The sequence below is a fragment of the Kitasatospora putterlickiae genome, assembly GCF_039527695.1.
GTDB lineage: Bacteria > Actinomycetota > Actinomycetes > Streptomycetales > Streptomycetaceae > Kitasatospora > Kitasatospora putterlickiae.
Genome location: NZ_BAAAKJ010000042.1, coordinates 8569 through 28490 on the forward strand (window position 1 = coordinate 8569; position 19922 = coordinate 28490).

Sequence of the window (19922 nt, forward strand, 5' to 3'; positions counted from 1 at the left end):
CCGCCCCGGTCGTCGAACCGACCGTGGAGATCCCGCTCGCCCCGCCCGCCCCCGAGACCAAGGGGCTGCTGGCCCCCGAGCCCGAGCCAGAGCGCGCACCCGAGCCCGGACCGGGCGCCGGCCCGGCGGACGCGGGGCCGGGCGACGTGGTGGTGATCGGCGGGTCCGGTGCGTACGACATGCCGTTCGCCCATGTGTGGGTGCGGACCAGGCCGCCGGTCTACGCCCTGGACGGCGGCACCTGGACGGTGGCGCGCGAGCCCGGCGACACCGTCCGGTAGCCCGGGCGCGGACCCCGGCGGCCGGTCACCCGCAGCAGACGCACTCCTTCACCTGGACGTTGTCGATGACCGGGCCGTACGCCCCGACGACCGTGCTGACGAAGCTCAGCGTGGTGGACGTGTTCTGCGCGACGAAGGTGAACTGCCGCCCCACGTAGCCCATGGCGGTCCTGGTCTTCCCCGTGACGTCGAAGGAGAAGTCCTGGAAGTTCTGGCCGTCGATCAGCGTCCGGCCGGTCCGCAGGGCCGGCCCGCCCCCGGGGTTGCCGGCCAGCGCGTAGGTGACGGAGTAGGTGGTGCCGGGGACGGTGGTGAAGCTCTGCGCGACGGTGCCGGCGTTGCCGCCGTTGAGGTCCAGCGACTGGTCGCCCTCGGCGGCCTGCCAGAAGCCGGCGCCGATCAGGTCGACGCTGCCGGCGGTGACGGTCCACGGCCCGATGGCCTGACCGGCGGCCACTCCGGTGAAGGAGTTGGCCGGGGCCTTGGGCGTCTCGAAGCTGCCGTCGTCGAAGTGGCTCAGGGCGCGGTGGCCGCCGGCGGCCTGGGCGGGACCGGCCAGCGCGGTGGCGCCGGCGACGAGCAGGGCGGCGACGGCGACGCGAGCACGCGGGAACGACATGGATGGCCCTCCAAAAGGCTGTTGGACGGATCAACCGAAGATCGGCTGCGCACAGAGCGTCCACCGACGCGATGATCCCTGCCAAGGCCGGGGATCTGGCGCCCGGTATCGCGCGAAGTCCGCGCACGGGCTCCCGCACGCCGGTTTGAACGGCCCGGCCCCGTCAGGGCGGCCCATCCGGCCCCTCCCGCGCGGCGCTCCCCGCCGAACCGCCGACGGCCATACGGCTCGTCCGGGGGAGCGGACCCTACTTCGCACACCCCCCTCACACCACGCGCTCCGCCTCGGAATGGCGCGATCCCGCGATCGCGCCGAACCTCACCGAAAGTCATTCACGACTCGGATCTCTTCGCCCGGCAGAGCGACATGTACTGACACCGGTCGTGCCGCGCGGGGAACGTGACCGCGTTCCCCGCGCGGCACCGGAAGGGTCAGTGGACCGGGACGCAGATCTCGCACAGGTGCTGGGCGAGAAGCACGGGGCGGTACCGTTCGAGCACGGGGCGGGTCGCGTCGAACGCGAGGTCGCGGTCGGCGAGGCCGTCGAACAGGCCGCTCCAGGCCCGTTCCAGGGCCTCGGAGGTGTGGGCGACGGTGAGGACGGCGTAGCGTCCGCCGGCGAGGCGGGTCTCCCGGATCCCGGGGCCCCGGATGTCGGCGTCGTCCGGCACGACGAGGCAGGTGTCGTAGCGGCAGACGTCGGCCGGGGTGCGGGCGGGGTCGTCGTGGGCGATGCCCAGGACGGCGGTGTCGGCCGACGGCCACCGCTGCGCGCTCGCCCAGGCCTTGAGCCGCTCCATCTGGATCCCGTTTCCGGCGCCGTACGGGCCGGTGCGCCGCAGGTAGGCGATACGGGATTCCGGTATTTCCTCCAGCGTGAACATTTCCCCGATTTCTCCGTTCGTTTTTCGAGTTCGATCCTCGATTTTCGAGCTTCGAGTTTCAACTGGCGCCGGGCGCAACGGTAGCAAGGTATAAAAAGGATGTGACGGCCCTTTAAATCCGGAGATGTCGGTGGATGCTCCTGACCCTGGTCGACCTCGGTCGTCCGGCATCTGTCGGCTGTTCACCCCGGTTGCTACAGTCCCTGCTTGCCGTGCCACCGCACGTGCGTCTGACATCCACGCGATCCATCAGAGAATGTGGAGAACAGCCATGGGTTCGCTTCCCCGTCGCATCGCCGCCGTCACCCTCACCACGGCGGCCCTGCTCGGCCTCGCCGGCACCGCCAGCGGTGCCCAGGCCGCCACGATCAGGTATTTCAAGGCCTACGGCACCAACCCGACGTACGCCGCCCCTCACGCCTGGGCCGCCGCCCACGCCGCCGGGTACACCGACGACCAGTGCGCCCAGGAGAACGAGGTGATCGCGCCCGGCTACTGGGTCGTCATCGTGACCTGCGTGAGCTGACCCTCCGCCGCCCGGCCCACCGCCCCGGCCCGCACCGCGGGGGCGGTGGTGCCGCGGCCCGGATCGGCGCGGGTGTGCCGGGTCAGCCGGCCGGGACGGGTTCGTAGCGGGCCTGGAAGAAGCGCAGGTGGCGCGGCTCGTAGGTGAAGCGCAGGCCGTGGGTGATGGCGCGGCGTTCGCGGTGGAGGTCGGTGACGGCGTCCGCGACGGCGTCGAGGTGGGCGCGGGTGTAGACGCGGCGGGGGATGGCGAGGCGGACGAGTTCCAGGGCCGGGGCGCGGTTCTCGCCGGTCACCGGGTCGCGGCCGGCGGAGACGATGCCGCGTTCGACACCACGAACGCCCGCGTGGAGGTAGAGCTCGGCGAGCAGGGTCTGGGCGGGGAAGAGACGTTGCGGGATGTGGGCGAGGATGGCGGCCGCGTCCAGGCAGACGCAGTGGCCGCCGATGGGGCGCACCACGGGGACGCCGGCGTCGATGAGGCGCTGGCCCAGGTAAGCGACCTGGGCGACGCGGGCGCGGATGCCGTCCTCCTGGACCGATTCGACGATGCCCTGGGCGATGGCCTCCATGTCGCGGCCGGCCATGCCGCCGTAGGTGTGCATGCCCTCGTAGAGGACCACCAGACCGCGCGCCTGCTCGGCCTGGTCGGCGTCGCGCAGGCCCAGCCAGCCGCCGATGTTGGCGAAGCTGTCCTTCTTCGCGGACATCGTGGCGCCGTCGGTCAGGTCGCACATCGCGTGCAGGATGTCGGCGATGGTGCGCTGGCTCCAGCCGGGTTCCCGCTGCTGGACGAAGTAGGCGTTCTCCACGGCGCGGGCCGCGTCCAGGACCACCATGATGCCGTGGTGGGCGGTGAGTTCGCGGACGCGGGCGAGGCAGTCCATGCTGATGGGCTGGCCGCCGGCCATGTTCACCGGCGCCCCGACGCACACGTACGGGATGGCGTCGGCGCCGACCTCCCCGATCAGCTTCTCCAGCTTGGCCAGGTCGACGTCGCCCTTGAACGGGCTCTCGTCGGCGGGGTCGTGGGCGGCGTCGACGATGACGTCGTGGAAGGTGCTGCCGTTGAGTTCCTGGTGGGCGCGGGTGGTGGTGAAGTACATGTTGCCGGGGACGTGGTGGCCGGGGTGGATGAGCATCCGGGAGAGCAGGTTCTCCGCGCCGCGGCCCTGGTGGACGGGGATGACGTGCTCGTAGCCGCAGTGGGCGCGCACGGCGTCCCGCATCCGGTAGAAGCTGGCGGCCCCGCAGTACGACTCGTCGCCGCGCATCATGGCGGACCACTGCAGGTCGGACATGGCGTTGGTGCCGGAGTCGGTGAACAGGTCGATGTAGACGTCCTCGGCACGCAGCAGGCAGGGGTTGTAGCCGGCCGCGCGCAGGGCGCGCTCGCGTTCCTCGCGGGTGGTGGTGCGCAGCGGTTCGACCATTTTGATCCGCCAGGGCTCCGCGGGGTAGACGGCCGTCATGGGCACCTCCGGGTGGGGGAGTGGATCGACGGGGGGCGACGGGGTGGCGACGGGTGTCGGCGGGGCTCGACGGGTGCCGGCGGGGCGTCGACGGATGACGCGGGCTACTTGACGGCGGTGACGATGCCGTGCGGCGTCCAGGAGGCGGCCACGGTGCGGGTGATGCCGGTCGGGTCGAAACCGGCCTCGGTCAGCCACTGCTCGTACCGGTACCAGGGGTGGATCATGCCGCCGCGGGCGGGCAGCGAGGCGAAGTAGACGCTGTCCAGCGCGGCCATGAGCGGGCCGTCGCCCCGGTCGTCGGAGAAGGAGCTGAAGACGACCACCTGGCCGCCCTCGGGCAGGGCCTTGTGGGCCTGCTGGAGCAGGGCGAGGTTCTCGTGGGCGTCCCAGATGACCAGTTGGTGGGCGAACAGCACCCGGTCCGCCGCCGGGAAGGGGTCCTGGAACATGTCGCCCTCGTGCACGGTGATCCGGTCGGCGAGTCCGCTGTCCTCGATCCGCCGGCGCGCGAGGGGCGTGGTGGCGGGAAGCTCCAGGATGGTGATCCGCAGGTGGGGGTGGGTACGGGCGAGCGCGATGGCGTTCACCGCGTCGCCGCCGCCCACGTCGAGCACCGACCCGGCCGCCGCGAAGCCGCCGTGGGCGAGCAGCAGCGGGTTGGACAGTTCCGACCAGGCGCGCATGTAGCGGTAGAAGACCCGTTCGAGTTCCGGGTTCTCGGCGAGCCGGTGGTACAGGTCGCGGCCGGTGCCGCGGATCCGGCGCAGCCCGACGTTGCCGTTCTCGCGCAAGGACGCGGTGAAGTCGGCCTGGGCCTCGTAGACGATGTGCGCCTCGAACGCCACCACGCTGGTGAAGCGCGGCCACCGGCCGTCGGTGAAGAGGTGCTCGATGACGGGGGCGTCGCGGTAGCGGCCGTCCTCGCGGACGGTCGTCAGGCCCAGCGCGGTGGTGCCGAGCAGCAGGATGTCGGTGGCGCGCGCGGCCAGTGCCAGCTCCCGGCCCACGTGCTCCTTGGTGAGGTCCGGGGTGTCGTGCAGCAGGTCGAACAGGCCCAGCTCGCAGCCTGCGTTGAGGTACTGGAAGGCGGCGTGCCCGAAGAGCACGGGCGTCAGGTCCTCCAGCTCCTCCAGGGCCCGGACCGGGGACGTGGTCATGGGTGGTTCCTTCGTGTCGGGACCTTGCGTGCCACGAGCGCGCCGGTCGTGGGCGCCCCGTCCAGGGACAGCACACGCTCCGTCACCAGGCCCCGCTCCCGCAGCCACGCGGTGTACTCGGCCACCGTGTAGTTGCGGCCCCAGGTCTCCACCAGCATGTTCAGGCTCATGAGGGCGGCCGGCCGGGGGCCGCGCTTGTCGTCGGCGACGAACGACTCGCAGATGACCAGCAGGCCGTTGTCGGGCAGCGCCTCGGCGCAGGCGGCCAGGATCCGCCGGGCGTCCCGCTCGCCCCAGTCGTGCAGGATGTTGGAGAGCAGCACGGTGTCGTGGCCGCCGGGGAGCGGGTCGGTGAAGAAGTCCCCGCCGGCGAGGTCGATCCGCTTCTCCAGGCCGGCCGCGCCGATGCGGGGGGCGGTGAGCTCGCAGACGAACGGCAGGTCGAAGACGGTGACCCGCAGCGCGGGGTGGTGCCGGCACAGCTCGACGGCGAACGCGCCCCCGCCGCCGCCCACGTCCAGGACGCGGCGGATCGCCGTGAAGTCCAGGGACTCGGCGAGCCGGCGGGCGGTGAACGCGGACAGCGCGTGCATGCCCTCCCAGAAGTGCTCCAGCATCACCGGGTCGTCCGGCGCGAACAGCGACTCCTGGCGCACGGGATCCCAGCTGACGGGGTGGTTACCGCGCAGGGAGTCCGCCAGCCTGAGGTAGGCCGGGTACTCGTGCTGGTCGACGACCGCCACCCAGCCCCCGAAGTAGTACGGCTTGCCGCGCACCAGGAACTCCTCGGACAGGTCCGTGTTCCGGTACGTCCCCGCGTCGTCGCGCCGCAGCAGCCCGAGCGCGGTGCACGCGGTGAGCAGCAGTTCGGCGGGCCGCTCCTCGATGCCGTGCCGCTCGGCGAACCGGCCCACGCTCGTCGTGCCGCCGGACAACTCGGTGAACACCCCCAACTCGGTGGCCAGGGCCAACGCCTTGAACGCGTGCACTCCGAACGTCAGGTTCAGCAGTGGAAGCGGCACGGTCTCTGTACTCATGGCGGTCCTCCGGAACTCCTCGGACACCGCGACACCGGCCCTCCCGATGTACTGCGCACCCGCATCCGCCGCGCGACCGGCCGAACACGCCCCGTTTGCATTCCCGCGCGGCCCGCAGGACCGTGGAACGAGGGGCCGTCCTCACCGGGAGGTAGCCATGTCCGACCGCGGAAGGAAGCTCACCGACGAGCAGCGCAAAGTGGTCGACGACGCCACGACCAGCGTCGCCGACGCCTTCGCCGCCGCGTGGTCCCGGATCTCCGAAGCGGGCGTCGACCTGGGCGGAGAACCCGAAGGCACCCCGTGCCGCCTCTGCGAATGCGAATCCTTCACCCTGGGCTCCGGCTCCCCCGCCACCGGAGGCCTTCTCTGCCGCCGCGTCTTCCCCGCCCGCTGCGGCCATCACTTCACCAACCACGACGTGTTCTGACCGCGGCCCCCGGTGCGGGAGCAGGCCCAAAACAGGTAGGCAGCCTACGTAAGCAGACCGATCCGTGATACCTATGAGTTGGCAACCAACATGTTGCCAGACAACTCATGGGGGTCCCGGTGACCAAACTGCTGCTCTCGGTCCACGTGCTGGCGTCGATCGTCGCGATCGGCCCGATCACGGTGGCGGCGTCGATGTTCCCGCGCTTCGTCAAACCCCGGACCGGGGACGACGATCCGGCCGGGGAGGAGCGCACCCCCGCCGGCCCGGCGATGCTGCACCGGATCTGCCGGGGGTACACCGTCGTCGGCCTCGCCGTGCCGGTCTTCGGATTCGCCACCGGTGCTCGGATGGGCGTGCTGGGTGATGCCTGGCTCATCGCCTCGGTCATTCTCACGGCGACCGCCGCGGCCCTGTTGCTGACGGCGATCCTGCCCGCTCAGGAGCGGTTGCTCGCCCGGCCCGCCGGTGTGGTGGCGGAGGAGGCGGCCCGGTCCGCGGCGGCGCGGCTGGCCATGGTCACCGGGATCTTCAACCTGCTCTGGGCCGTCGTGGTCGTCCTGATGATCGTCCGTCCCGGCTCCACGACCGGAGCCTGATCCCCGAACGCCGTCGCGCCGCGCGCAAGCGGTCCGGGCACTCCGTGTCTCCGCTCGCGCTCAGTGCTCCCCGGCTCCCGGCGCCTGGACGACCGGCAGCCGGGCGCACCGTCGGCAGGAGCGGGCCGAGCCCGCCACCAGGGCGTGCGAGGCGGCGGCGAGGGCCCCGGCGAAGGCGAGCAGCGGCCAGTCGGTTCCCAGGGCGGCCGCGACGGCGAGGGCGAGGGTGGCGACGGCCATGGAGGCGCTGGCGGCGGTGGCGCCCCACGCGACGGCGAGCGGCAGCCGATCGGGTGTGGGCAGCCGGCGGGCGAGCGGGCCGGTGGCCGCCAGGGCCACGGCGGCGAGCAGCGCGGCGACGGCCGAGACGCCGGCCAGGTGGACGGCCAACAACTGGGCCGTGCGCGGCACTTCCCAGGCCTGCCCGCCGCCGGCCCGCCGGACCAGGTACCAGCAGGCGATCACGAAGGGCACGGTGAGCGCGACGGCCCGCGCGGTGTGCCGGGCCTGGGCGATCGTCAGTTCGTGCTGCCAGCTCGTCACGAGTTCGTCGGCGGTCCCGAACTCCCGCACCGCCTGGTCGGCGGCACGCTGGTACGTCAGCCCCGCCCGGGTGCGCTGCGACACCGCGTCGGTGAGGTCCTCACGCACCTCGGCCACCATGCGCGCCTTGGTGCGCGCCGGGCCGTGCACGGCGGCGGACAGGGTGGAGACGTAGTCCTCGATGGGGTCGGTCCGCGGGGTGAGGGCGCTCATGTGGCGGCTCCGGGCGGCGGGACGGGGTTCAGGACCGATCCGATGGCGGTGGTGAACTCCTGCCACGCCGTCCGCTCGTTGGCCAGGGTCCGGCGTCCGGCCTCGGTCAGCTCGTAACACCGCCTGCGCCGTTCGCCGGCGGACTGCCAGCTGCTGCGCAGCAGCCCGATGCGTTCGAGCCGGTTGAGCGCCGGATAGATCGTGCCCGTGCGCAGTTCGAGCGCGCCGCCGCTGCGCTGCTGGACGGAGGTGATGATCGCGTAGCCGTGCAGGGGCCCGGGTTCGAGCACGGCCAGCAGCAGTCCGTCCAGGTGGCCGCGCACCGCATCCTGTCTCATAGGTCGGCAGCCTACACAAGCCGGGTATCGGCGTACCGCCTATGGCCGTACCGCCTGTTGGCGGCCGCGCATGCGTCCCGGCGGGAGGGCCCACGCCGGCGTCGCGCGCGTGGCCTCGGCCGCTCCGTGCCACAGGCCGGCTTCTCCAGGCGGCGAGGCAGGTGCGGTCAGTTGATATGGCAAGATCGTCGCACCATTCGGACCCGAGGAGCCCGTGACCCATGCGCCGCACCATCGCGCTCACCGCCGCAGCGGCGGCGCTCGCTCTCACCGCTCTGACCGGTTGCAAGGACGACGGCGCCGGCACGGCCGCGGCCACCGCCTCCCCGACCCCGCTGAGTGCCTCCGCCACCGCGGCGCCCACCGGCGCCCCCACGAGCACGAATCCCACGAGCACGGCTCCTGCGAGCCCTGTGCCGGGCGCCTTCGACCCCGAGCAGGCCCTGGCCGCCAAGCGGGCGCCGTACTCCGCCATCATGTCCACGATCAGTGAGATCGCCGGCGCGGAGTCGAGCAGGATGAAGGGACGGGTCAACCCCAACGCGCCCATGACCGGCCGGATGGTACTGCGCTCCGTGGACACGCCCGGGGAGGAGACCGCCATCCACATGGAGATCGTCCTCGTCGAAGGCTCCGCCTACAGCCGCGACCTGACGAAGCCGGGCAGCTCCTGGCTCAAGACCCCGCGATCCGGCCAGGACCAGGCGGACTACGCGAAGTACGCCGCGCTGTTGCTGGCCACCGGTCCCTCGGGCCGCAAGGGCATGGAGGACATCGCGGGTACCCCCGCCTACCACCTGTCCGGCCGCCTTGAGGCGGAGCAGATCGCCGCCATCGACCCGCAGGTCTACCGCTCGATGAAGGGCAAGGTCGCCGCCTTCGACTGCGACCAGTGGATCGACGGCCAGGGCCGCACGCTCCGCTTCGAGCAGCGGATGACCCTTCGGGGCCGGCCCGTCGTCAACAAGATCACCTTCACCGAGTTCGGCGACCCCGTGACCATCGCCGCGCCCACCGACGACGAACCCGTCACCGCCTCCTGAGTCCGGTCCCGCTGGCGCTCACCGCCTGGCCGGGGCCCCGTTCACGTCCGGCGCGGCGGCGTGCCGGCCCGAGCGTTCGAGGCCGGCGTCACCGCCCTTCGTTCGCATCGCCCGTCCCCGCTGGCGGCCGTGCCGCGCGGCCTCACTGGCACGCTGGTCCGACTCGACGTCCGCCGAAGCGGACGAGAAGCTCAAGCCGCCCCCCTCCGGCCTGCGCTTACGAAGCCGAGCGCGCGGCCCGATCACAGCGCGGGCGGACGTCGCGGGCGAGGTCGGGCGGGTGCCGCTCCAGGGGTGACTCGAAATGGACGCTTGGTCCAGTCTGGATATATAGTCCAGTTTCATAGGGTGCGTCGGCTCCACCGAGTCCGGCGGCACACCCGTCGGTCCCCTGCTCGAAGGTTCGTCGACCGGCCAGACGGAGCGATCACGGTCGCCGACCTCGCGGGCGGCGCCCTGGACGCGGCACTCGCCTCGGCCGTCCTGCGCGAACTGCCCCCGCCGGCCCAGTGATCAGCACGTCCGCCGGCGCCGGCCACGACAGGTACAGGCAGTGGCCCGGCCGATGACAACCGAGTTGCCTGTTCGGAAGGAAACCGCGATGACGAGCCGCGCCGCCGAGGCTTGGAACGGATCTGGTGGGGGTCGGCATGGAGTTTGAGCTGGTAGAGGTGTTCGGAAGTGAACCCCTGACCGGCGGGCCGCTCGGTGTGGTCCTGTGTGAGGACGCGTGTGACGACGCGCTGATGCAGCGTCTGGCCGCCCGCCTGGCCATGCCGGAGACCGTCTTCCTGCGCCGCGGTGACGGCGGGGAGGTGGAGGTACGGATCTTCACTCCCTACGTGGAGTTGGACTTCGCGGGTCATCCGCTCGTGGGAGCGGCCGTCGTGGCGGTGCAGCGGGGTCTGGCCACGCCCGGCTGGGTCGCGATGCGCACTCGCGGCGGGATCGTCCGCGCGCGCGTGGGACCGGGAATGGACAGCGCGGCCCTGGAGGAACGGCTCTGTCAGGTGGGTCCGCCCGTCGCGCCGGACCTCGTGTGCGAGGCGGTGGGGCTCGCTCCGGACGCGGCCGCGGGGCCGGTGCGACCGGCATCGGCTGGGCTCGGGTTCGTCTGCCTCCCGGTGAGTGCCGCTGATCTCCGAGCCGCCCGGGCCCTGCCGCTTGAGGTCGCGGCGCTCGCCGAGCGGGTCCCTGGACTGGCCGACGTCTTCGGGGTGGCGGTGTTCGTTCCCCGGCTGCCCGAGGTCCGTACCCGGGTCTTCGTTCCCGAGCCGGTGTGCGCGGAGGACCCCGCCACCGGCTCGGCCGCGCTGGCGGTGGCGGGGTGGCTCGCGCACCAGGGGCGGCCCGAGGAGTCGCTGGCGTTCGACGTCGTCCAGGGCACCGCCGAACTCGGCTTCGCCAGAATGCGGGTGAAGGCCCGTGGGCAAGCCGGTCGAGGTGTGCTCGCGAGCGTCGGCGGCGGGGTACGCACCTTGGTCCAGGGGCGGCTCAACCTGGACGAGACGGCTGACCGGGCCTGAGCCCCAACGGGGCCGGCGGTGGGCAGGCACCGCCCGGTGCGGACGGTGCCTGCCCGGTTCAGGGCCTGGCCGGGGGCGTTTCACCGCCGCGCCGCCGTACGGCTGGGCGGCGTGTCCGGGGTCAGCGGCCGGAGCGGACGGAGCGAACGGCGCTCAGGACCAGGTCGGTGACGGGGCCGGGGTCGCTCACGGACACGGCGTGCGGCGCGCGGACGGTCACGGTGCGGGCGCGGGCCCGCGTGGCCATCCACCGCTCGGCGGCCGGCGGGATGTTCCGGTCCTCGGTCGCGACGAGGTACCAGCTGGGGATCGTCTTCCACGCCGCCGCGGTCGCGGGTTCCTGGAGCGCGGCCAGGGCGATCGGCCGCTGGCCCGCGGCCATCACCTGGGCGGTCCGGACGGGGACACCGGCCGCGAACTGCTGGCGGAACACGTCCCGCCGGATGACCAGTTCGTCGCCCTGGCCGCCGCCGGGCAGCGGGTAGTGCTGGGTGGCGGTGGCCTGTCCCAGGGTGCTGCCCGGGAACTTGCCGGTGAGCTGCAGCGCGCTCTCCCCGACCTCGGGGACGAACGCGGCGATGTAGACCAGGGCCTTGACCCGGTCCGCGCCGGCCGCGGCCTGGCTGATGACCGCGCCGCCGTAGGAGTGCCCCACCAGCACGATCGGGCCGCTGAGGCTGTCGAGGACGCTGCGGATGTAGGCGGCGTCGCTCGCGAGTCCGCGCAGCGGCAGGGCCGGCGCCAGCACGCGGTGGCCCTGCCGCTGCAGGCGCCCGATCACGCCGTTCCAGCTGGAGGCGTCGGCGAAGGCGCCGTGGATCAGGACGATGGTGGGGTCCTGCGGGTGCTCGTGGGGCCCGTGGGGCCGGCCCGCCGCCGGGGCCGGCACGGCGGACGCGATTCCGGCGGTGCCCAGCACGGCGGCGCCGGCCAGGAGGGACGCCGTCACGGCGCGGCGTGAGATGGGGGAGTTCATGGTTCTCCGGTTCGGGTGAGGAAGGGCCGCGTCCGTCGGCCGGACGGGCGAGGGGAAGCCGGCGGTGGGGTTTTCCGGCCTCAGTCGCGGGTGGCCCGGACGGCCTCCTCGATCAGGTCGGCGACGCGCTGGGGGTGGGAGAGCATCACCAGGTGGGAGGAGTCGACCTCGACGGTGGTCATGCCGGCCCGCCGGTAGCCGTAGCGCTCGACGTCCGGGTTGATGGTGCGGTCCGAGGAGGCGACCAGGCCCCAGGAGGGCTTGGTCTTCCAGGCGGCGGCCGGCGCCGCGTCGGCGAACGCCTGCGCCGCCAGCGGGCGCTGCGAGACGGCCAGGACCTCGGCGAGGCGGGGGTCGACGTCGGCGGCGAAGATGGCCGGGAACCGGTCGGGCCGCACCGTCACATCGGTGCCGGTGCCGGCCGCGCCATCGAGCGGGAACGAGGTGTGGACGAGGGCCGTGGAAAGCCCGGAGTCGGGGAAACGGCCCTGCAGTTCGCCGAGGCTCTCGCCCTCCTCCAGGGCGTAGCCGGCCAGGTAGACCAGCGCCTTGACGTTGTCCTCGGTGCCGGCGACGGTGATGACGGCGCCACCGTAGGAGTGGCCCACCAGGACGACGGGACCGGGGATCTGCCGCACGAGCGAGGCGATGTAGGCGGCGTCACCGAGCAGGCTCCGGTTGGGAACCGCCGGCGCGACCACGTCCAGGCCCCGGTCGATGAGCCGGGGGATCACCTGCGCGAAGCTGGATGCGTCGGCGAACGCGCCGTGGACGAGGACGACGGTCGGGCGGGGGGAACGGGACATGGGAGGACTTCCTCTTCGTGGCAGGGCCGCGGGGCGGCACGACACCGGCCCGGGACGGCGGCCCGGTGCTGTGCCGGTGCGGCGGAGCAGGTCGGGCCGGCCGCCGCCGGTACGTCAGGAACGGTAGGGACGGGAAGCCGGACGCGTTTGCCCGTCAGCGCTTTGACGGTGGCCCGGCCGCGCCCACCGGAGGTGACCGGAGCGGCCGCCCGGTGAGCCGATCCGCGGCCCATCGCTGTCGGGACCCCCGCGGTGGCCATCGACGGCGCAGGCTGGGCGCCGGTCGGCGCAGGGCGGGCCGGTCGGGGCCGGGTCGGGGGTGCCGGCGGGGCGGCTGCGAGAATCCGGATCATGACGGTCGACTGGAACAGAGATGGTGTGACCTTCCGGCGCGCCGCCGGTGAGCACACGCACGAGGTACTTGGCGTGCTGGACGAGGCCGCGGCCTGGCTCGGTGCGAAGGGTGTCCAGCAGTGGCCGACGCGCTTCGACACGCACTGGGTCGACGGCGCGATCGCCCGCGGCGAGACCTGGCTGGTGGACGTCGACGGCGAGCCCGCGGGCACGTTCACCCTGGATTGGGCCGATCCGATGTGGGCGGAGCTCGGCGGCACCGCCGGGTACGTGCACCGGCTCGCGGTGCGCCGCCGGGTGCCGGGGCTCGGCGCGGTGATCCTGGACCGCGCCCGCGAGTCGGCCCGGGAGCGGGGCGCCGACGCGCTGCGCCTGGACTGCGTCCGGCACAACGAGCGGTTGCGGGCGTACTACGAGGGCCGGGGGTTCGTGCACCGGGGGGACGTACCGGCGGGCGGCCACCCGGGGGTGTGGCTCAGCCGCTACGAACTGGCCCTTCCGCCCGGGGCGTGATCCCGGCGGCGCGGCGGCCGGCTCTCAGCGCGTCCAGCAGTCCCGGACGGCGTTCCGGTCAGCGTGGGACGGGGCCGCGCTGCCGACGCCGGGACCGAAGCGAGCTCCTTCCGCACGATCTGGCGGGTCCTGCGGGTCCTGCGGGTCCTGCGGGCGCTCGCGGCGCACGACGCCCGGGTGGCCGGCCGGCTCACCGAGCTGCGTGCCCACCGCTCGCAGGGCACCGCGCACACCACCGCGACCACGGCGGCCTCCGAGGGCGAGGTGGCTGAAGACCCACGCGAAGCAGCATGCCGCCCGGAACCTCCGGACCGTCAAGTCGCGGGCGTTCAGCCCGCGCGCCGTCGAGTGGCCGCGCATGGCGCGTGTTGGTCGGCGGCCTTCGCGCGGCCTTGAGCGCGGCGGGAGCAACGGGTCAAGCTTCGGTGTGTCGGCGGTGTACGCCGCAGCCGAGCCGACAGGGTGCCACGTCCGCGTCCGCAGGGTCGCGGTCCGGTCGTCCGCGGTCCGGTCGTCCGCGGTCCGACGGCGGAGGGCTGCCGGGGCCTTCCCCGGGCGGCGGAACACCGGTGCGTTGATGGGGCCGCCCGCGGTGCGGTGCGGTAGTGGTCGGGACAGCCTTGGACGGGTCACCCGTCCGTACACCGGAACCGAGGAGGAAGACATGGCGGAGACCAGTCCGTTGCCCGGGGTCGACACGATCTACTTCGGCGGCGATGTCGTCACGGTGGACGACTTCCGTTCCACCGCGGAGGCGGTCGCGGTGAAGGACGGGCGGATCGCCGCGGTCGGGGACCTTGCGGACCTGCGCCATCTGGCCGATGAGGACACCGTGATGGTGGACCTGGAGGGCGCCGCGCTGCTGCCCGGCTTCGTCGACGCCCACAGTCACCTGTCGCTGATCGGCTTCCAGGCCGCCGCCGCGAACCTGCTGCCCGAGCCAGACGGGACGGTGAACGACATCCCCGCCCTGCGAGCCGCCTTGGCGGAGTGGGCGGCGGGCGAGACGGGACAGCGCTGGGACTGGATCGTCGGATTCGGCTACGACGACGCCCAGTTGGCGGGCGGCGACCATCCCACCCGCGACGATCTGGACGAGGTCTCGCTGGAGCGGCCGGTGCTGGTCATCCACCAGTCCAGCCACCTGGGCGCGGTCAACAGCAAGGCGCTGGAACTGCTCGGCTACGACGAGAACACGCCGAACCCGCCGGGTGGGGTGATCCGCCGACGGCCGGGCGGCAACGAACCGAACGGGGTGCTGGAGGAGACGGCGTTCATGCCCGCCTGGGGCCTGTCGGCGGCCGGGTTCGATGTGGAGGAACGGATCCGGATGCTCGTGCTCGGGCAGGACGCGATGGCCGCCTTCGGGTTCACCACCGCGCAGGACGGGCGGCTCATGGCGCTCGCGGACCTCGACCTGCTGGAGGAGGCGGCCCGGCGCGGGCTGCTGAAGATCGACGTGGTGGCCTACCCGGACAGCGCGCTGATCTGCGACCTCGCCGAACGGCCGGTGTCGGTGGGCGCCGAGTACCGGGGCCGGCTGCGGATCGGCGGGGTGAAGCTCGGCCTGGACGGCTCCCCGCAGGGCCGCACCGCCTGGCTCACCCTGCCCTACCTGGAGTCTCCCAAGGGTGCGGGCACCGGGTACCGGGGATACCCGGCGCTGCCGGACGCGACGGTCATCGACCGGGTGGCACGGGCGTACCGCCGCGGCTGGCAGATCCTGGCGCACGTCAACGGGGACGCGGCGATCGACCAGTTCCTCATGGCGGTGCGTCACGCCACCACCCGTCACCGGCCGGTGGACGCGCGTCCGGTCGCGATCCACGCCCAGACCGCGCGGGAGGACCAGTTGGAGGCCATGCGGGAGCTGGGCGTCATCCCGTCCTTCTTCTCCATGCACACGTTCTACTGGGGAGACTGGTACCGCAAGACGGTCCTGGGCGAGGAGCGTGCGGCCCGGATCTCGCCCGCCGCCTCCGCCCTCGCGCGGGGCCTGGCCTACACCTCCCACCACGACGCACCGGTCGCCCTGCCCAGCTCCCTGGCGATCCTGGCCGCCCAGGTGCGGCGGGTCACCCGCAGCGGGCACGTCCTGGGCGAGGACCAGCGGGTGTCGATGCCCGACGCCCTCAAGGCGATCACCCTGAACGCCGCCCGCCAGTACTTCGAGGAGGCCACCAAGGGCTCCATCGCCGTGGGCAAGCTCGCCGACCTCGTCATCCTCAGCCGAAGCCCGCTCACCGCCGGCGAGGAGGAGATCGGGAAGATCACCGTGCTCCGCACGGTCAAGGAAGGCCGCACCGTGTACCACCGCGGCGACCGCGCCTGAGGGACGTCCGCGACCCGGGAACCGGACACCGGTGGGCGTGTCCCGGACAGGGGTCCGACCAGGCCGGACACCGCGACCGGTGTCCGGGACGGGTGCTGGAGATTGCTCCGCTCAGGTGACCTGGAAAGGCTTGTCGCCAGTCGAGCCGGGGCATCCGGCGGATACATCCGAGGAGTACGCAATGCGCATCGCATCCACGATCGGCGTTGTCCTGGGGAGCGCGGTCCTCGCGCTGGGCGGCACCGCCGCCTACGCCGACGCGGCGACGTCGGCAGGGCGGACGACCGCGCCGGCCCGGACGGGCTCACTCGCCGCGATCCCGTCGTACTGTGTCCCGGGATCGGACTCGAACTACTTCGGGGTGCGCTGCAACACCCAGAAGATCTACAAGGTGAAGGCGTACTGCGACAGCAGCGACGGCCGGAGCACCACCCTCACGGGTAACGAGGCGAGCAACAACGGATGGTCCACCATCCACTGCAACACCCTGGGATCGGGCTGGCACTACCGCCAGAACAGCGGGATCGTCCTCCTCCGATAGGGAGGGAAGGCGCCCTGAGCCCGCGCCGGGTTCAGGGCGCCTTTCACGCGTCGCACGGCCACGGGCGCGAAGGGGGAATGGGCGGGCTGGAGCACCCGGTCACCGATAGGGTGACCGAGCGTTTCAGCCCCCCCTCGGCGTTCCGCTCGGTGCGGCTTGGCGTGACGGTTGGCCCGGGCCGTTCTCCGGGTTCCTCCCGGCGCGGCCGATGAGCGTGTGGCTCCCGGCCGGTCCGGGCTCCGTGACATCCCGAGGAAAGGACACCGCCATGTCGGAGCTTCTCGTCGACTTCATCACCTCCCTCGACGGCTACGCGTCGGGAGAGGGATGGCCCGGGTTCTGGGGCCTTGAGGGCCCGGAGTACCTCGCGTGGCTCGGTGAGCAGCCCCAGGCCACCTACCTGATGGGAGCGAACACCTACCGCCTGATGGCGGGCTTCGCGGCGGGCGAGGTTCCGGGTGGCCAGGATGAGTTCAGGCCCGAGGAGGAGGCGTCCGTCGACGAGCTCACGCGCGCTCCCAAGGTGGTGTTCTCCTCCTCTCTCGCGGAGCCGCTGGCCTGGGCCAACTGCACGCTCGTGCGCGGCGACGCGGTCGAGGCGGTCCGTGCCATGAAGTCGGCCGGCTCGGGGCTCCTCAGCACGATCGGCAGCCTCAGCCTGTGCCGGTCCCTGCTGCGGGCGGGACTCGTCGACCGCTTCCGTGTCGTGATGTTCCCGGTGATCACCGGGGCCACGGGCGAGGAGCGCATCTACGACGGCTATCCGGACGTCGCCCTGGAGATGATCGGGCACCGCACCTTCGACGGCCGCATCCAGCTGGTCGAGTACAAGCCCAGCGTGCTTGAGCACCCGCCGCTCGGCGTCCCCGCGTAACCGCGCCCGGCCCACCGGGCCCACCCGGCCCGCCCGTCGCAGACCAGCCCGGGAAGGGTCAACTCCCGGCGGTCCCTTCGTCCTTGGCCGAGAACCGCAGACGGGTGGCGGCCGCGGCGCCGAGGGCCAGCAGCACGACGGAGATCCACAGACCGGCCAGGTGGTTGCCGGTGCTCTCCTCGGCCCAGCCCATGACGTAGGGGCCGACGAAGCCACCGGTGATGCCGACCGTGTTGAGCAGCGCCAGGCCGCCGGCGAGCGTCCTGCCCGCCAGGCGGGTGCCCGGGAAGTTGAACAGGAGCGGCTGGACGACGAAGAACGCCAGGCCGGTGAAGCAGAAGCCGAGGAGGGCGATCACGGGGCCGGCGACGGTGGCGACGAGGAGTCCGGCGAACATCATCAGCAGGCCGGTCACCACGAAGTTGCGGGAGCGCCGCGGGGTGGTGGCGCGCGGTGGCACCAGGACGGCGCCGATCGCGGCCGTCACCCAGGGCAGGCTGGTCAGCAGTCCGACGGTGAACGGTGACAGGTGCCCCCAGCCGCCGATGATGCCGGGCAGGAAGTAGACGACGGAGTAGAGCGCCACCTGGTGCGTCCAGTTGGCGAAGATCGCGATGAGCATCTGCTTGTCGCGCAGCACCGTCAGCAGGGTGCCGGAGCTGGTCCCGGCGGCCTTGGCGCCCTCCTCCTGCTCGCGGGCCGCCGCCTCGCTGACCAGCGCCGCCTCCTTGGCGGTCAGCCACGGGGCCGTGGCCGGGCCGTCCGGGAGGTACTTGAAGACGACGAAGGCCAGGAGGACGCAGGGAAGGCCCTCGATGACGAACATCCACTGCCAGCCGTGCCAGCCGCCGATCCCGTCCATCTCCAGCAGCAGACCGCCCAGCGGGTTGCCGAGCACGCTGGCGATCGAAGCCCCGAGCAGCAGCAGACCGATGGCCCGGGCCCGGGTGCCGGAGCGGAACCAGTACGTGAAGTAGAGGAGGATGCCCGGCAGCAGGCCCGCCTCGGCGGCGCCGAGCAGCAGCCGCATCGCGTAGAAGGACTTCTCGCCCTGGACGAACGCCATGCAGGCCGAGATGACGCCCCAGGTGAGCATGATCCGGGTGATCCACCAGCGGGCGCCCACCCGGTGCATGATCAGGTTGCTGGGTATCTCGGACGCCGCGTAGGTGAGGAAGAACAGTCCGGCTCCGAGCCCGTAGGCGGCGGCGGATATGCCGAGGTCGACCTCCAGCCGTTCCTTGGCCAGGCCGATGTTGGTCCGGTCGAGGAACGACATGATGTAGGCCGCCAGCAGCAGCGGCATCAGCCGGCGCAGGTTGCGTCTGTCCAGCTCGCCGAGGGTGTCACGGAGCGCGGTGGTGGGGGGCGAAGACATCGGTGTCCTTAGGGGGAGGGTTCGGGTGGTCCGCGGGGTGGGGGAACCGCGGCCGGGGGCCGGGCGGTGCGGCGGACGGGGGGAGTGGTGGTGCGTGCGGCACCGCCCGGCGGGGAGGGGACGGACTCAGACCACGATCCGCATCGGGTCGGCGAGCGCGCCGGTGAAGGCGGCGAGCCAGCGGGCGGCGACGGCGCCGTCCACCGGCCGGTGGTCGACGGAGAGGACCACGGTCATCGCCTTGACCGCCGTGACCGCGCCGTCGCGGACCACCGCCTCGTCCCGCACCGCGCCGACGGCCAGGATGGCGGCCTGCGGCGGGTTGATGATGGCGGCGAACTCCTCGACTCCGTACATCCCGAGGTTCGAGATCGTGAGGGAGCCGCCTTCCAGGTCGGCCTGCCGCAGGGTGCCGGAGCGCGCCCGCTCCGCGCGGTCCCGGGTCGCGGTGGCGACCGCCGACAGCGACATGCGTTCGACGCCCCGCAGGACCGGAGTCAGCAGTCCCCGGTCGGCGGAGACGGCGATCGAGACGTCCACGCTCTCGTAGCGGCGTACGGCGTCCGCGTGCCAGGTGGCGTTCATCTCGGGGACGGCCGTGTGCGCGAGCGCGGCGGCCTTGACCAGGATGTCGTTGATGGAGACCTTGACCGGGCTCGCCGCGTTGATCCGCTGCCGGAAGGCGAGCAGTTCGTCCACCTCGCAGGTCGCGCGGAGGTAGAAGTGCGGGGTGTGCTGCTTGCTCTCGGTCAGCCGTGCGGCGATGGCCCGCCGCATCCGGGTGTGCGGGATGTCCTGGTGGCCGGAGCCCGCCGGGTCCTGCACCCGTGCGGGTGCGGGGGACGCGGCCCGGTCCGCCGGCTCCCGGGGCGGGGCGCTCGGCTCCGGCCGGTTCCGCCGGGCGGCGACGGCGGCCTCGACGTCCCGGCGCACGATCCGGCCCCCCGGGCCGGTGCCGGTCAGCTCGGCCAGTTCCAGTCCGGCCTCGCGGGCCAGCCGACGGGCGAGCGGACTGCTGAACAGCCGCGCGCCGGGCGCGGCTCCGGCTTCCGCCGCCGGGGGCGCCGGGGGCACGGGGGTCCGCGGTGCGGGGGAGTCCGGTATGAGGGCGTCGGGCGCGGGGGCGTCCGGTACGGTCCGGCGTTCGGGGCGGACGACGTCCGCCCCGGCGGCGGGGGCCACGCCCAGTTCGGCGAGCAGCGCGTCGAGGTCCCCGACGCTCTCGTCCGGCGCGCCGATGACCGCGACGGGGGTGCCCACCTCGATCTCGGTGCCGGGCTCGTACAGCGTCTTCAGCAGGACGCCGGGGCGTTCGGCGGGGACTTCGACCTCCGCCTTGTCGGTCTCGACGCAGATCAGCGCGTCGTCGGCCGCGAAGGCGGCGCCCTCCGCCACCTGCCAGGCGGACAGCACCCCCGCCGTGTCGTCGGCGGACACCGCCGGCATGCGGAACAGTTCAGCCATGGGGACCCTCCTGG

The 19922-nt window shown here is 72.9% G+C and carries 20 protein-coding genes and 1 pseudogene; 10 read left to right on the forward strand and 11 right to left on the reverse strand.

Features of this window, described 5'->3' with window-relative positions; genetic code table 11:
- Window positions 1-281, forward strand: a pseudogene (locus ABD308_RS04890) (hypothetical protein); the annotation flags it as partial.
- Window positions 282-306: 25 nt separating this feature from the next.
- Here the strand turns inward: ABD308_RS04890 and ABD308_RS04895 are convergent.
- Both ABD308_RS04895 and ABD308_RS04900 read right to left on the reverse strand, forming a co-directional pair.
- Window positions 307-900 (reverse strand): choice-of-anchor C family protein, encoded by a 594-nt coding sequence (locus ABD308_RS04895; protein WP_344326286.1) that lies wholly within the window; start codon window positions 898-900, stop codon window positions 307-309.
- 431 nt (window positions 901-1331) lie between these two features.
- Window positions 1332-1784 (reverse strand): AraC family transcriptional regulator, encoded by a 453-nt coding sequence (locus ABD308_RS04900; RefSeq protein WP_344326310.1) that lies wholly within the window; start codon window positions 1782-1784, stop codon window positions 1332-1334.
- Window positions 1785-2055: 271 nt separating this feature from the next.
- Between ABD308_RS04900 and ABD308_RS04905 the strand changes: the two genes are divergently transcribed.
- Window positions 2056-2310, forward strand: coding sequence for a hypothetical protein (locus ABD308_RS04905; RefSeq protein WP_344326317.1), 255 nt, complete (start codon window positions 2056-2058; stop codon window positions 2308-2310).
- An 82-nt stretch (window positions 2311-2392) separates the two neighbouring features.
- Here ABD308_RS04905 and ABD308_RS04910 read toward each other — a convergent pair whose 3' ends face one another.
- The 3 genes from ABD308_RS04910 to ABD308_RS04920 form a co-directional block, all read right to left on the reverse strand.
- Window positions 2393-3781 (reverse strand): tryptophanase, encoded by a 1389-nt coding sequence (locus ABD308_RS04910; protein ID WP_344326322.1) that lies wholly within the window; start codon window positions 3779-3781, stop codon window positions 2393-2395.
- Between the two features lie 104 nt (window positions 3782-3885).
- Window positions 3886-4941, reverse strand: coding sequence for a methyltransferase (locus ABD308_RS04915; RefSeq protein WP_344326328.1), 1056 nt, complete (start codon window positions 4939-4941; stop codon window positions 3886-3888).
- A complete protein-coding gene (locus ABD308_RS04920; protein WP_344326335.1) occupies window positions 4938-5978 on the reverse strand; it encodes a methyltransferase in 1041 nt (346 codons plus the stop codon). The genes ABD308_RS04915 and ABD308_RS04920 overlap by 4 nt, the downstream gene beginning before the upstream one ends.
- A gap of 157 nt (window positions 5979-6135) precedes the next feature.
- Here ABD308_RS04920 and ABD308_RS04925 point away from each other — a divergent pair, with 157 nt between their 5' ends.
- Window positions 6136-6408, forward strand: a complete 273-nt coding sequence (locus ABD308_RS04925; protein WP_344326342.1) for a DUF6422 family protein — start codon at window positions 6136-6138, stop codon at window positions 6406-6408.
- Between the two features lie 119 nt (window positions 6409-6527).
- Window positions 6528-7007 (forward strand): hypothetical protein, encoded by a 480-nt coding sequence (locus ABD308_RS04930; RefSeq protein ID WP_344326350.1) that lies wholly within the window; start codon window positions 6528-6530, stop codon window positions 7005-7007.
- A gap of 60 nt (window positions 7008-7067) precedes the next feature.
- Here the strand turns inward: ABD308_RS04930 and ABD308_RS04935 are convergent, their stop codons facing one another.
- Both ABD308_RS04935 and ABD308_RS04940 read right to left on the reverse strand, forming a co-directional pair.
- Window positions 7068-7763 carry a permease prefix domain 1-containing protein gene (locus ABD308_RS04935; RefSeq protein WP_344326359.1) on the reverse strand — a complete coding sequence of 232 codons (696 nt, stop codon included), beginning with the start codon at window positions 7761-7763 and terminating at the stop codon, window positions 7068-7070.
- The gene (locus ABD308_RS04940) at window positions 7760-8101 is read right to left on the reverse strand and encodes a PadR family transcriptional regulator (protein WP_344326370.1); all 342 of its coding nucleotides are present in this window, start codon (window positions 8099-8101) and stop codon (window positions 7760-7762) included. The genes ABD308_RS04935 and ABD308_RS04940 overlap by 4 nt, the downstream gene beginning before the upstream one ends.
- A gap of 221 nt (window positions 8102-8322) precedes the next feature.
- Here ABD308_RS04940 and ABD308_RS04945 point away from each other — a divergent pair, with 221 nt between their 5' ends.
- On the forward strand, window positions 8323-9144 hold the full coding sequence (locus ABD308_RS04945; protein WP_344326399.1) for a LolA-like protein: 822 nt from the start codon (window positions 8323-8325) through the stop codon (window positions 9142-9144).
- Window positions 9145-9794: 650 nt separating this feature from the next.
- Complete coding sequence (locus ABD308_RS04950) at window positions 9795-10670, forward strand: PhzF family phenazine biosynthesis protein (RefSeq protein WP_344326433.1); 876 nt, start codon at window positions 9795-9797, stop codon at window positions 10668-10670.
- A gap of 121 nt (window positions 10671-10791) precedes the next feature.
- Here the strand turns inward: ABD308_RS04950 and ABD308_RS04955 are convergent, their stop codons facing one another.
- Together ABD308_RS04955 and ABD308_RS04960 are read right to left on the reverse strand one after the other, a co-directional pair.
- Window positions 10792-11646: an alpha/beta fold hydrolase gene (locus tag ABD308_RS04955; RefSeq protein WP_344326445.1), complete on the reverse strand. Its 855-nt coding sequence runs from the start codon at window positions 11644-11646 to the stop codon at window positions 10792-10794.
- A gap of 80 nt (window positions 11647-11726) precedes the next feature.
- The gene (locus ABD308_RS04960; RefSeq protein ID WP_344326457.1) at window positions 11727-12452 is read right to left on the reverse strand and encodes an alpha/beta fold hydrolase; all 726 of its coding nucleotides are present in this window, start codon (window positions 12450-12452) and stop codon (window positions 11727-11729) included.
- A 351-nt stretch (window positions 12453-12803) separates the two neighbouring features.
- On the opposite strand from ABD308_RS04960, the gene ABD308_RS04965 reads away from it, so the two are divergent.
- The 4 genes from ABD308_RS04965 (at window position 12804) to ABD308_RS04980 (ending at window position 17066) form a co-directional block, all read left to right on the forward strand.
- Window positions 12804-13319: a GNAT family N-acetyltransferase gene (locus tag ABD308_RS04965; RefSeq protein WP_344326469.1), complete on the forward strand. Its 516-nt coding sequence runs from the start codon at window positions 12804-12806 to the stop codon at window positions 13317-13319.
- Between the two features lie 664 nt (window positions 13320-13983).
- Complete coding sequence (locus ABD308_RS04970; RefSeq protein WP_344326476.1) at window positions 13984-15651, forward strand: amidohydrolase; 1668 nt, start codon at window positions 13984-13986, stop codon at window positions 15649-15651.
- A gap of 181 nt (window positions 15652-15832) precedes the next feature.
- A complete protein-coding gene (locus ABD308_RS04975) occupies window positions 15833-16192 on the forward strand; it encodes a hypothetical protein (RefSeq protein WP_344326489.1) in 360 nt (119 codons plus the stop codon).
- A gap of 268 nt (window positions 16193-16460) precedes the next feature.
- The gene (locus tag ABD308_RS04980; RefSeq protein ID WP_344326502.1) at window positions 16461-17066 is read left to right on the forward strand and encodes a dihydrofolate reductase family protein; all 606 of its coding nucleotides are present in this window, start codon (window positions 16461-16463) and stop codon (window positions 17064-17066) included.
- A gap of 58 nt (window positions 17067-17124) precedes the next feature.
- Here the strand turns inward: ABD308_RS04980 and ABD308_RS04985 are convergent, their stop codons facing one another.
- Window positions 17125-18444, reverse strand: coding sequence for an MFS transporter (locus ABD308_RS04985; RefSeq protein WP_344326535.1), 1320 nt, complete (start codon window positions 18442-18444; stop codon window positions 17125-17127).
- 126 nt (window positions 18445-18570) lie between these two features.
- The gene (locus ABD308_RS04990) at window positions 18571-19908 is read right to left on the reverse strand and encodes a dihydrolipoamide acetyltransferase family protein (RefSeq protein WP_344326546.1); all 1338 of its coding nucleotides are present in this window, start codon (window positions 19906-19908) and stop codon (window positions 18571-18573) included.
- Between the last annotated feature and the right edge of the window lie 14 nt (window positions 19909-19922).